Source organism: Pantoea sp. USHLN298 (genome assembly GCF_037149395.1).
Lineage (GTDB): Bacteria > Pseudomonadota > Gammaproteobacteria > Enterobacterales > Enterobacteriaceae > Pantoea > Pantoea astica.
The window spans coordinates 72,888-85,258 of record NZ_JBBCRO010000009.1; the positions used below are offsets into that span (position 1 = coordinate 72,888).

10 protein-coding genes are annotated in these 12,371 nt (G+C 57.1%); 5 read left to right on the forward strand and 5 right to left on the reverse strand.

The window, feature by feature from the left end; translation table 11 throughout:
- Nucleotides 1-75 precede the first annotated feature (75 nt).
- The 3 genes from WFK59_RS20720 to WFK59_RS20730 all read left to right on the forward strand — a co-directional run bounded on the left by WFK59_RS20720 (nucleotide 76) and on the right by WFK59_RS20730 (nucleotide 4,198).
- A complete protein-coding gene (locus WFK59_RS20720; protein WP_336757128.1) occupies nucleotides 76-1,527 on the forward strand; it encodes a flagellin N-terminal helical domain-containing protein in 1,452 nt (483 codons plus the stop codon).
- Nucleotides 1,528-1,881: 354 nt separating this feature from the next.
- Nucleotides 1,882-3,195, forward strand: coding sequence for a CitMHS family transporter (locus tag WFK59_RS20725; RefSeq protein WP_336757130.1), 1,314 nt, complete (start codon nucleotides 1,882-1,884; stop codon nucleotides 3,193-3,195).
- A gap of 163 nt (nucleotides 3,196-3,358) precedes the next feature.
- Nucleotides 3,359-4,198 (forward strand): MBL fold metallo-hydrolase, encoded by an 840-nt coding sequence (locus WFK59_RS20730; RefSeq protein WP_336757132.1) that lies wholly within the window; start codon nucleotides 3,359-3,361, stop codon nucleotides 4,196-4,198.
- A gap of 61 nt (nucleotides 4,199-4,259) precedes the next feature.
- Here the strand turns inward: WFK59_RS20730 and WFK59_RS20735 are convergent, their stop codons facing one another.
- From WFK59_RS20735 to WFK59_RS20750, 4 genes are all read right to left on the reverse strand, one after another.
- Nucleotides 4,260-5,723, reverse strand: a complete 1,464-nt coding sequence (locus WFK59_RS20735; RefSeq protein ID WP_336757134.1) for a YsnF/AvaK domain-containing protein — start codon at nucleotides 5,721-5,723, stop codon at nucleotides 4,260-4,262.
- 282 nt (nucleotides 5,724-6,005) lie between these two features.
- Complete coding sequence (locus WFK59_RS20740) at nucleotides 6,006-6,935, reverse strand: alpha/beta fold hydrolase (protein WP_336757136.1); 930 nt, start codon at nucleotides 6,933-6,935, stop codon at nucleotides 6,006-6,008.
- A gap of 62 nt (nucleotides 6,936-6,997) precedes the next feature.
- Entirely contained in the window at nucleotides 6,998-7,570 is a 573-nt protein-coding gene (locus tag WFK59_RS20745) for a pyridoxamine 5'-phosphate oxidase family protein (RefSeq protein WP_336757138.1), read from the reverse strand.
- Between the two features lie 143 nt (nucleotides 7,571-7,713).
- A complete protein-coding gene (locus WFK59_RS20750) occupies nucleotides 7,714-10,074 on the reverse strand; it encodes a glucose/quinate/shikimate family membrane-bound PQQ-dependent dehydrogenase (protein WP_233988858.1) in 2,361 nt (786 codons plus the stop codon).
- A 343-nt stretch (nucleotides 10,075-10,417) separates the two neighbouring features.
- Here WFK59_RS20750 and WFK59_RS20755 point away from each other — a divergent pair, with 343 nt between their 5' ends.
- On the forward strand, nucleotides 10,418-10,963 hold the full coding sequence (locus WFK59_RS20755) for a GNAT family N-acetyltransferase (RefSeq protein WP_336757140.1): 546 nt from the start codon (nucleotides 10,418-10,420) through the stop codon (nucleotides 10,961-10,963).
- A gap of 54 nt (nucleotides 10,964-11,017) precedes the next feature.
- Nucleotides 11,018-11,947, forward strand: coding sequence for a GNAT family N-acetyltransferase (locus WFK59_RS20760; protein WP_336757141.1), 930 nt, complete (start codon nucleotides 11,018-11,020; stop codon nucleotides 11,945-11,947).
- A gap of 4 nt (nucleotides 11,948-11,951) precedes the next feature.
- On the opposite strand, the gene WFK59_RS20765 is transcribed toward WFK59_RS20760, so the two are convergent.
- Complete coding sequence (locus tag WFK59_RS20765) at nucleotides 11,952-12,197, reverse strand: hypothetical protein (protein WP_233988860.1); 246 nt, start codon at nucleotides 12,195-12,197, stop codon at nucleotides 11,952-11,954.
- Nucleotides 12,198-12,371: the final 174 nt, after the last annotated feature.

A 12,371-nucleotide genomic window follows, 5' to 3' on the forward strand; every position in this document is an offset into this window, starting at 1 on the left:
ATGCGCCGTCGCAGGTTAAAGCTGCTAATCATCATGCCGATAAAACACAGACCCTACTCCCTGTTCGAAGCGACTATGTTAACGATCAACCATAACGAAACCGCCGCATTAACGAACAAAATGCGGTACAGCACTGACACAGTTCTGGGAAGAACGATTGAACGCTTATCATCAGGGATGCGGATTAACAGTGCTAAAGACGATGCAGCAGGCCAGGCGATTGCCAACCGGATGACGGCCAATATCGGTGCCGATAATGTGGTCGCGCGCGGCCTGAACGATGCGATCAGCTATGCCCAGACGGCAGGCGGTGGCCTTAGCAGCATCGTCGACCAGCTGGTCCGGGCGAAAACGCTCTCGGTTCAGGCTGCCACCGGTACCCTGTCGGAGGTGGATCGCCAGACCCTTAACAGTGAATACCAGCAGATTCTGGCTGGCATTAACGACATCGCCAGTCACACCGAAATTTTCGGTAAATACCCGTTAGCCACCAACGATCCGGACCTGCCGCCGGCGTTGCTCGGCAACGTCCAGCCGATCAGCAGCCGATTCCCGGTAGCGGGCCAGAGCTATTCGTTTACCTCCGGGGTGATCCCGCTGGCCTATATCCCGGCCGGCTCGACCGCCATCACCATCACCATTGACTCGCTGGGTCAGGATGATGACCTGCAGCTGTTTACCCGCGACGGTAAGCACCTGGCCGGCACCCCGATTGACGGCAGCACCCCCGATTATACCTGGGTGAGCAAAGGCATCACCGACGACGCCAGCGCGCAGTCTCGCCTGCTGACCAGCAACAACGGCTTCGCCAGTGGCGCAACCTATGACGGTTCGCAGCTGCTGGAAGGCGGAGCGAGCTGGTCGCTGGCAGGCAGTAACAGCGGCAGCTACAACGGGATGAACATCACCTACAGTGGTGACGGCGATCGCTATGAAGATGTTGCCAGTGGCGACTTCAACAACGGCACCAACACCGGTACCCGACTGGAGCGCATTACGCTCGATACCGTCAGCGAAGATTTGATCGTGGTGGTGGTGGGTAATGGATCGTTCACCAGTAACCTGACCTGGGGAAATCTGCCTGAGCCGAAAGCGATTCCGCCCACGCCGCCACATCAGAGCGAACCGTTAGAGGTGATCACCAGCGCCGACTATGGTCAGCCGATACAGTCAGATCATATTCCGGCCACGCCGTCAGATACCAAAGCGCTGGGGCTGAAGAACACCACGCTTCTGACTGAGGGTGATATCAGTAACACCATGAAGGCGCTCGACAGCGCGCTGGAAAAAATCAGCCGCTATCAGTCAACCTATGGTGCGAAGATTAACCGTTACGAATCTAACCGCGCGGTGCTGTCACAGCAGGGCGTGGATACTGCGTCCGCCCGCAGCCGCATTCAGGATGCGGACTATGCAGAGGAAGCCAGTCAGCTGGCGCGCAGTCAGATACTGCAACAGGGCCAGAATGCCGTGATGAAAATGGCGAATAAGACGCCTGAATTAATCATGCAGTTGTTAGGCAGTTAATCCCGTATCCTTCCCTTTCTGGCTGAGCTTTCCGGCTCAGCCAGGCTACAGCTCTTCTCCGTTAGCAGTGACATCTTCCGCGACCTCTTTCCTTTGCTGGCCCTGATAACCGGGTGAACCGGCAGCCTCAGTTGATCGCAATCACACAATTTCGTTTAACAGCCGTTTAAAAACGATCGGGATCACTCTTTTTTGTTAAATAAATGCTAAATCCTGACGGGTGATTATTATCGTCTTTACAGACAGTGTTAATTAAAACAAAAGGTTAATCATTACCGCGCTAAGTATACCTTAAATTTTTGTCGCACTATTTCACCGTTTCATAACTTTAACGCCATGACGAGGGCCTTTAATTTGCTGACCATACTGGGTTTTTCCATGGTTGTTTGCTTCATGTATCTGATCATGACCAAACGCATGTCAGCCTTGATTGCGCTGATCCTGATCCCGACGCTGTTTGCCCTGATTGGCGGCTTTTATCAGGGCCTGGGCGCCATGATGCTGGACGGCGTTAAAACGCTGGCCCCGACCGGCGTCATGCTCACCTTCTCTATTCTCTATTTCGGACTGATGATTGATGCTGGCCTGTTCGATCCGCTGGTACGCTTTATCCTGAAAATCGTACGCGGCGATCCGCTCAAGGTGCTGGTCGGTACCGCCGTGCTGACCCTGCTGGTCTCACTGGATGGCGACAGTTCCACCACCTACATGATCGCTATCGCTGCCTTCTTACCGCTTTATCAGCGTCTTGGCATGAACGTGCTGGCCATGACCTGTCTGGTTAACCTGGCCAGCGGCATTATGAACCTTTCGCCGTGGGGCGGGCCGACGGCACGTGCGGCAGCAGCGCTGCGCATTGATGCGCTGGACATTTTCATTCCGATGCTGCCCGCCATGCTGATGGCCTGCATGAGCCTGGTGGGGATGGCGGTGCTGTTTGGCCTGCGTGAACGTAAGCGTTTGGGCGTGATGACTCTGAAGGATCATCACCTTGATAATATCGAACTGGGACTCGGTGATGCTGAAGAGTGCGCCGCCAATCGCCGTCCGAAAATGTTCTGGCCGAACTTCATTCTGACCACCTTACTGCTGGTGTTGCTGGTGATTGGGCTGATGCCGATTCAGATCCTGTTCATGCTGGCTTTTGCGGTTGCGGTGATGCTCAACTATCCGTCGCTGGAAGAGCAGAAAGCCCGCATTGGCGCCCATGCCGGTAACGTGCTGGCCGTGACCTCGCTGATTTTTGCTGCCGGCGTGTTCACCGGTATTCTCTCCGGAACCGGCATGGTCGATGCGATGGCGAAGAGCCTGCTGGCGGTGATCCCGCACAGCTTCGGGCCTTATCTGGCGGTGTTCATTGCGCTGGTCAGTTTGCCGTTCACCTTCTTTATGTCCAATGATGCGTTTTACTTCGGCATTCTGCCGGTTATCGCCCAGACCGCCGCCAGTTACGGTATCTCAGCCGAGGAGATCGCCCGCGCGTCGATTGTTGGTCAGCCGTTCCACCTGCTCAGTCCGCTGGTGCCGTCGGTTTATCTGCTGGTCGGGCTGGCAAAAGTCGATATCGGCGATCATCAGCGCTTTGCGATTAAGTGGGGGATTCTGATCAGTCTGGTGCTGATGGCTGGCGGTCTGCTCACCGGCGCATTCCCGCTGTTCCACCGTTAAATCGCTGCTTTCTGGCGGATAACCGGCAATTTTGCCCGGTTATCCGCTGCACCGCTCCGCCTACTGCGCTAACCCTTTCTACACTCTATAGCCAGAGTGACGCGCCACTCGCCAGGCTGGCAGCGACGCGTCCTATCCTGTGCAATAACCCTATGGAGGCCTGATGAAAATTCACCATCTCAACTGTGGCTGTATGTGTCCGCTGGGTGGCGCGCTCTATGACGGCTTCAGCAAAGGCCTGACCGCCCAGCTGGTGTGCCACTGTCTGCTGATTGAGACCGACCGCGACGGGCTGGTGCTGGTTGATACCGGGTTTGGCCGTCAGGATATGCGCGCGCCCGGCAGCCGCTTGTCCGGCTTTTTCCGCGCCTTAAACAACATTCAGCGCCGCGATGAGCTGACCGCGCTGGCCCAGATAACCGCGCTGGGTTTTCAGGCTGAGGATGTGCGTCACATCATTCTGACCCATCTCGATTTTGACCACGCGGGTGGCTTAACCGATTTCCCGCAGGCGCGCATTCATCTGCTAAAGCAGGAAGTTGATACTGCCCATCAGCGTCATAGCTGGCTGTCGCGTGAACGCTACCGTCCCGGACAATGGGGCGGCGTCAGCAACTGGCAGACCTATCAGCCGCAGGGAGAGAGGTGGTTTGGCTTTGAGGCGGTGCAGGGATTGCGTGATCTGCCGACGGAGATTTTGCTGGTGCCGCTGGCGGGACACACGCCAGGTCATGCCGGTATCGCGATTCAGCAGCCCGATGGCTGGCTGCTGCACGGCGGTGATGCCTGGTTCTATCGCGGTGAGATGCGTCAGCCAGCGCGGCACTGTACGCCGGGGCTGCGCTTTTATCAGTGGATGATGGCGATGGATAATGCGGCACGGCGGCACAATCAGCAGCGACTGCGTGAGCTTTCCTGCCAGCATGGCGGCGAAATTACCTTTTTTTGCAGCCACGATGCGCGCGAACTGGACGCGTTGCGGGTTAACGCCCCGCTGCGCTGAGGATAAAAAAGGCCCGTATCGGCGGATACGGGCAGTATGACGAGCCGGGTAAAGCTGCGGCTTACGGCTTTTTAAATTTGTCTTCAACCTTCTCTTTGGCTTCAGCAATTTTATCGCCCGCTTTATCCATCACACCTTCGTGATGCGCCGGATCGCGGCCGGACAGCCCACCCGGCGTCACTGCCGGGCTGTCGTGACCGGTGCGGGCCTGCTGGGTGGCGTCGAGCAGCGGATCGGTCGCACTGCGGTTACTGGCGACGTTATCCGTGCTGGCACGGTCAATATCCACTTCCTGACGACGTACCGAATCGTTGATGGTTTCAACCCGATCGCTCTGCTCTTTACGCAGTACCACTTCCTCAATGATTTGCGCCGTCTTGTTGACCACCGGTTGTTCGTGAGTCTCTTCAACCTCAATGGTTTTTTCCGACCAGTCGACCTGATCCGGTGCGCCGGTTTCGCTCAGCGGACGGCGGAAAATCTCCGCATGCTGCTCACGCAACGACACATTTTCAGAGACCTGATCGGTGACCGTGTAGCGACGCACCCGGGTGGAGCCTTCGCTGACCAGTCGTTTACCGACTTCCAGCCGCTCTTCGGCCAGACGCAGCACATCCTCTTCACTTTCATCACCGGTCAGGGATGGACGCACGCTCGCGCTGTATGGCTGATTGCCGCTGAGATCGCTGCCCGACGCCGGTTGATTCAATGATGCACCAGGCGCACTGCTCAGGCCATCATCGGCGGCATAGTCCTCTGGCAAGGCGGCGCTGCGTTCGGTCAGTTCTTCATGTGCATCGAGAATGCCCAGCGCCCGCGGCAGCTGATCTTCATCCGCGCGAAGCGTCAGCACCACACCGCCGGTCCGCATCGCGTCTTCATACACTTCAGCCTGATCCTCTTCCAGCGTATTGCCAAACAGACGCTGCCAGAAGCCCGGATGACGCGCTTCCTGCCCTTCAGTGCGCAGGCGTTCTCCGGAAAGGATATCAATATCATCGTCCAGGAAACCCGCTTTAATCAGGTTGCGTTTTGCGCCTTCTGCCAGTGTGACATTACTGAACATTGTTACGATTGTTTCACGCGCCATGGTTTTCTCCTCGGTGATGGATTCAGCCTGTTTTGGGTTCTGATGTATGTCTATCTGAGCGTGCTGTTTTTTCAGGGTGACGACCTGTTCCAGCGGAACCTGGCTGATCACCTTGCGGATATGCAGCTCCTCTTTCAGCACCAGCCGACGGATAATCTCAACTTCCTCTTCAACCACAGGGATGATGATCACGCCGTTTTCTTCGCGGATTTCCGGCATCGTCGTCAGCCGTTCCGATTTAGGGACTCGCTCTATTTCAGCGGTCTGCTGCCTGAGCATCAGGGCAATTTTTTCTTCATGCTCGATTACCCGCCGGGTAACCCTGACATGACCGTCACTGACCTGTTGCTTCGAGACCTCAAGTTTCTCTTCCGCCAGCCTGAGTCGCTGATCGTTTTCCCCTGCCCCCGGTTTTTCAGGCGGTCGATTGTTCATGGTTAACCTGCCCGTCGTCCTGAGAACGTGTTGCTGGAATAAGCGCGCAGAGAAATAAGGGTTACTTTCCCTGAGCTGCAGCATAAGTGACTGCCTCATGGGAATTTAAAGCCTGGCACAAGCGAAGCTAAAAGATAGGAAATAGCGTAAAAAGATGGAAATATGAGGATAACGTGGCGCTAAAATACGGTAAGCGATACGGCAGATAAAAAATCGCCAGCGCAGCGGCTGGCAGTGAATATGACATTATTAACGGGATGTCCCGGCTGCCAGGGCTGTGGCTCAAGCCGGTCGATGCTTTCCGGCGGCGGTCAGGAAGGGCTGTAATTCAGAGAGGAACGCGGACGGCACCTCTTCCTGCGGCGAATGGCCACAGGGCAACGCCCGTCCCTCCACATCGGTGGCTTTGTCAGCCCAGGTCTGCAGCACATCGTAAAGCTGGCCGACCGTACCCTGCTCGCCCCATAACAGCAGCAGCGGACAGCGTATCCGTTGCCCTTCGCTGGCAGCATCATCGTCTAAATCAATGGTCGCGCTGGCGCGATAATCCTCACACACCGCGTGTACCATCGCGGGATGCTGATAACAGCGCAGATAATCGTTCAGGATCGCTTCGGGCGTGGCATCGGCGACCTTGAGCTGCGCCCGGATATGCTGCCGCAGAAAGAATTCGGTGTTTGATCCGATCAGCGTTTCCGGTAACGGCGCAGGCTGGATCAGGAAAAACCACCAGAAATAACGGGTCGCGAACTCGCGGTCGGTGCGCTGGTACATGGTGGCTGTAGGGGCAATATCGATAAAGGTACAGGCGCTGACGCGATCCGGATAATCGAGCGCCAGCCGGTGCCCTACCCTGGCGCCACGGTCGTGTCCGACAAAGGCAAAATAGTGATGGCCCAGCGTGGTCATCAGCAGCGCGATATCCTGCGCCATCGCCCGTTTCGAATAGGGTCGGTGCTGCGCATCGCTGGCCGGTTTATCGCTGTCGCCATAGCCGCGCAGATCGGGCAGAACGACGGTGTAATGCTGTGCCAGCACCGGCGCGACCTTATGCCAGCAGAGGTGATTCTGCGGATGGCCGTGCAGCATCACCAGCACCGGCCCGCTGCCGCCCGTGGCGACCCGCAGCGTTATGCCATTATCCAGCGTGACATCCTGTAGCTGAAAACCGTCAATAAAAGGGGACTGGCCCCGATTGTTTACTGAACCCACGTTGACCTCGTCGTTTGAAAGAGCGTGTTCAGTGAGTGTAGACCGGGATCGGACGCCGCCGCTCAGGGTGCAATGCGCTGGCCACTGGCTAATGTGCCGTCTGTCGAATAGGTCAGCAGCGCCCGCTGATTGTTGTCCCGTTGTAGCTGAACCCAGTCCAGTTCGCTGACGCGCATCACCACCACGCCAAAATGCGGCCTGCCCGCTTCGTCAGTGGTGGCGGGCGGAGCTGCCTGCGGCTCACTCTCTGTCTCTTCGCCGGGCGGCCCGCCGCGGTAGGTTTTGCGGGTGTGCGCCGGTAACCGCGACCACGCGGCAAGGGCGATATCGCTCTCCTGCGCATAGAGTTCAACCCGTCCCTGCAGGCGCAACTGCTGCCGGGTCTGCAGGGCATATCCCAGTACCGTTACCTGCGGATTCGCCATCATCTCCTGCCACTTGGGACTGCGTACGTCGGTATGAAAGGTCAGGGTCCGCATGACGCTATCGACCTGACGCAACACCAGCGTGCGCGCCTGCGGCCGACGGGCGGCATCAACGGTACAGAGGGTCAGATAGCGAAATTCCGCCTGGGGATCGCCAGCAGCCTCGCCCAGCGTGCGCCAGGCCGCAGCGTCAATCTGTTTCAGATCCATGCGTTTTGCTCTCTTAATCACAAGGGGGGCGGCTCAAGCGTAGCAAGGAAGCAGAGACCTGGCCTGACAGCCCCGCGATCTCAGTAAAAAAAAGCCCCCACCGGGCAGACCGGCGGGGGCGTGATGTCACAGATTAACCGGGATTACGGCAGCGCATAAGCGATCAGCGTATCGCCCATTTTGGTGCCAAACGAGCCGTGTCCGCCCGCCATAATCACCACGTATTGCTTACCGTTAACCGCATAGGTCATCGGCGTCGCCTGACCACCCGCCGGCAGTCGGGCCTGCCACAGCAGTTTACCGTCACGCACGCTGTAGGCGCGCAGATAGTTATCCAGCGTACCGGCAACAAAGAAGACATTGCCCGCAGTCGTTACCGGACCGCCTAACATCGGCACGCCCATTTTAAACGGCAGCGGAACCGGCGCACTGTCGCGTACCGTACCAATGCGTTTCTTCCAGACGATCTGATGATTCTGCAGATTGATCGCCGAGACGAAGCCCCACGACGGCTGCAGGCACGGCAGACCCAACGGCGACAGGAACGGATTCAGCTCAACGCCATACGGCACGCCATACATATGCTGAACACCGGCTTCGGAACCGGAACCTGCCGCGCCCGCCGCGCCAGGCTCAATCGGATTGCCCGGTCCGCGCGGGACCAGCCGGGAGATAAATGGCATCGCCATCGGATTCGCAATTGCGATCTGACGGTCGGTATCAACCGCAATCCCGCCCCACTCGAACATGCCGAAATCACCCGGGAATACCAGCGTGCCCTGCTCTGAAGGCGGCGTAAACGGTCCTTCATATCGCAGGCGATGGAACATTACGCGGCACGCCAGCTGATCAAACATCGTTGCGCCCCACATATCCTTGCCCTGCAGGTTCTGCTTCGGCCGGAAAGTGAGTTGCGAGAAAGGCTGGGTCGGGTTGAGATGATCGCCTTTCGCCGGTCCCTGCGGTACCGGGGTTTCTGGTGCAGGCACCACCGGCTGACCGGTTTCACGATTCAGAACAAAAATGTTGCCGGTTTTAGCCGGAACATAGACCACCGGAACGCGCTTGCCACTGTTATCCGTGATGTCCGCCAGGGTCGGCTGGGATGGCAAATCCATGTCCCACAGATCGTGATGCACGGTCTGATAGAACCAGGCGAGCTTACCGGTGGAGGCGTGCAGCGCCAGCAGTCCGCTGGCATAACGCTCCTGCTCCGGGGTGCGATGACCGCCCCAGATATCCGGCGTCGAGACGCCCATCGGCAGATAGATGATGTCACGCTGAGCGTCATACGCTGCCGGTGCCCAGGAGTTAGGTGAGTTGGCGCTGAAGGTTTCCCCTTCTGCCGGCAGCGCATTGGGATCTTTCGCGCCCGGGTCAAACGCCCACACCAGCTTACCGCTGTCGATATCGAAACCGCGGATCACGCCAGACGGCTCGCGGGTTGACAGATTATCGGTGACCGAGCCCGCCACAATCACCACTTTGTCGGTGACAATCGGCGGTGACGTCGGCTCATAACCGCCCGGATAAGCATTGGGCTGCTGATGTTGCAGATTCAGTTCGCCGTGGCTGGCAAAGTTCTCGCAACGCTCACCCGAGGCGGCATCCAGCGCAATCAGACGGCCATCATCCACCGGCAGGAAGATACGACGCGCGCAGTGAGCCGGCTGTGAGCCGCTGTTCTGCTGTGCCGCCGGCATTTCGTGGTAGGACACGCCACGACAGGTGATGTGCTGGAATGACGGATCGGATTTGAGCTTCGGATCAAAGCGCCATTTCTCTTTGCCGCTCACCGCGTCCAGCGCCAGCAGAATCTGGTGTGGCGTGCAGAGATAAAGCATGTTGCCCGCCTTCAGCGGCGTCACTTCATTGGTAATTTCACCCGGATCGTTAGCGGTTTTGACATCGCCGGTGTGATATTGCCAGGCCACCTGCAGGTTCTGCACGTTATGCTCATTGATCTGCTTCAGCGGCGAGTAACGCACACCTTCCTGCGTGCGGCCATAGGCGGTCCAGTCTTCCGCCGGCACCGATGAGGCGGCGGGTGCGCGATCGGTCAGCGGTAATTCGCCGTTTATCTCCTGCGGATCGTGCAATGACGATCCTGCCAGCAGCGCTCCGTTAGCCAGTAAGGCAATCAGCATCGCCGCCAATGGTTTTTTGTCAGCCAGGCCAAACTGGCGGTAGCTGAAAGGCAAAATGAGCCAGATCCCCAGCAGCACCCAGACGTCGAGTCGCGGAACCAGCGTCCAGTAGTCGCTGCCCGCTTCCTGCCACGCCCACAGCGCACTGGCGATCAGAATCGCGGCATAGAGATAGAGCGCGCTGCGTTTTCTGCGCCACAACAGCAGGCTAAAGCCTGCCATCGCCAGGCCGCTGATCAGGTAATACGCGCTACCGCCCAGCGATAGCAACCAGACGCCACCGATCAGCAGCCAGGCAGAGCAGGCGACTGAAAACAGCAGCGTTAACAAATTGAGTGTTCGGGATACCCGTGACATGTCATTAACCTTGGTGAAAAAGAAGAAATGTAAAGAAACTTCAGCGCTAGTGTAAACGCTATCACATGTCATTTACATTGTATTTTCGTGGCAGAGTGTAAAAAAACTCCTGATTAAACCTTATTATCAGTGACTTAATTTTATATTCAGCCAACTGAAAAAGTTTAAACGCTGATTTATTAAACGGATAACGCCTGAAAGCCGTCAACAATGGAAACGATACCACTGCGTGATATCCTGACAGCGCATCAGCCTGGCGAGTTTGACTCCCGCTTATCCGGCGGCTGTGTTAGCTTTCTGGCAGGCACCTTCGCCCTGATATCAGCCTGCAAGGAGTGGCACGATGCAACCTGGTGAGATCACGTCCGCCCGGCTGAATTACCGGCCGTTGAATCGGCAGGACTGGCCGTTCTATCTGGCGGTCAGTCAGGATGAATCCGTAATGAGATACATCTCCGACCCGCGTTCTGCTGAAGAGATCAGAACCCATTCGTTTGACGTTCGCTTACCCGCCTGGCATAAAGGCTGTGACCACTGGCTTTGCCTGGTGATGGAGGAAAAAACCTCCGGTTTGCCGACTGGATTCAGCGGACTTATCGATCGGGGAAACGGCATTGCGGAGTTTGGTTTTATTCTCGCCGCTGACTTTCACGGCAAAGGGTACGGTCGTGAATCGCTGGACGCGGTAATGCGGTATTGCTTTGATCAGCAGGGTTACCGCAAGCTGGTGGCAACCGTCACCGCAGGCAATATCGCTTCACGGAAGGCGCTCATCCAGGCCGGCTTCGAGCAGGAAGGAACCTTACGACAGAACTTTTTTCTGGCTGGTAAATGGCAGGATGACTGGCTATTTGGCCTGCTGAAAGAGGAGTACCAGACCCGACGCTGAGCCGTTCGCTCTCCGCTGTGCCGGACCTGATGCAGGCAATAAGGTGGGATTCGTATGCTGGATTATATGGTGTCGCGCTACCAGAGCCTGCCGGTTTCACCGCACCGGCTCAGGGGCTGGCTGATTGAGTGGCTGACGCAGCAGCAGGCATGGTGCCGTGATGCCCGTTTCTCTGCCGCCTTTCCCTGGCGTGAAACCGGACTGCCACAGCGCTATTTCCTGCAACGTGAACTCCATATTGACGGTCAGCGTTATCTCACCGGACCGCGCTATCTCGGCGGCGATCCGGACCAGCCGTTTATCGATATCGTCGCGCTGGACGGGCCGATAAATCATCAAATTGCCTGCGCCATCATGCAGGCGTGGCAGCCGCTGCACCCGCATTATCTTCGGGTTTTACTGCCCGCCGATCACCTCGCGATTGGTATACCCGATCAGCTGATTTTCCTGAGTCATCCGGATTCGCTTTCGGGTATCACCCGACCTGATGTTTCGCTGCTGCCTGCCACGCGGAAGGATTATCCGCGCTGCCTCACCATGATTAATCGTGCCTATCGCGCCAGCTGGCGCGCCCTGCCCGCTATCAGACATCAGTTGCTGGCCACGGATAAGCGGGAACTGGCTGAGGATATTGCTCAGGGCAACGTCTTTCTGATTATCTGCCAGGGCGTGCAGGTGGGGCTGATTATTTGCGCGAAGCGCCGCGTGGGTTTTATTGAGGGGTTTCAGATTCTGGATGAAGTTATTTCGCCAGCCTATCGCGGCAAGGGGCTGGCAGCCCATGCTCAGCAGCTGTTGCTGCGCCAGCTTTATCACCGCTACGGCGACACCGCGCTGCTGTCAGGTGCGATACTGCCTGGCAATGCGCCGTCACTGAGAAGTGCGGAAAAAGCACAGCGACGCTGCGTGCTGAAATATCACTTTTTCACACCTGAGGATTTACAAGCGGGCCAGCAGATCCTGTCTGACGAGGACGGAAAGTAGCAAATTACCACAATGCCAGCTCGATTAATTTATCCTGAACGCTGTAGACCCGCTGTTTCAGGCTCAGACTCTCTTCTGCGCTGATGCGCTTTGCGTCGAATGCGCGATTAATTTTTTCCAGCGCTATTTTGGTTTTGCCTTTCAGGCCTTTGTGCCAGTTTACTGTCGGGCAGCTTGCCACCTGACTCTCTAAACTCAGCACCAACTCAACCACACTTTTACCACCGGTAGAAGTTTCAGATGCAGACATATCCACCTCTATTTGCTGCTAAAACAGATGCCTCTTTGCAGCGGGCATTATACATAATCCTGCTCGCCGGAAGGGGGTTTTCCTGCGCGACTGATCGCGGTGTCTGGCGCAGAAATGCGTCAGTGAGGGCAGCACCGCAGCGCCACGGCTTCGCTCGCAAAATTTCACAGGCTG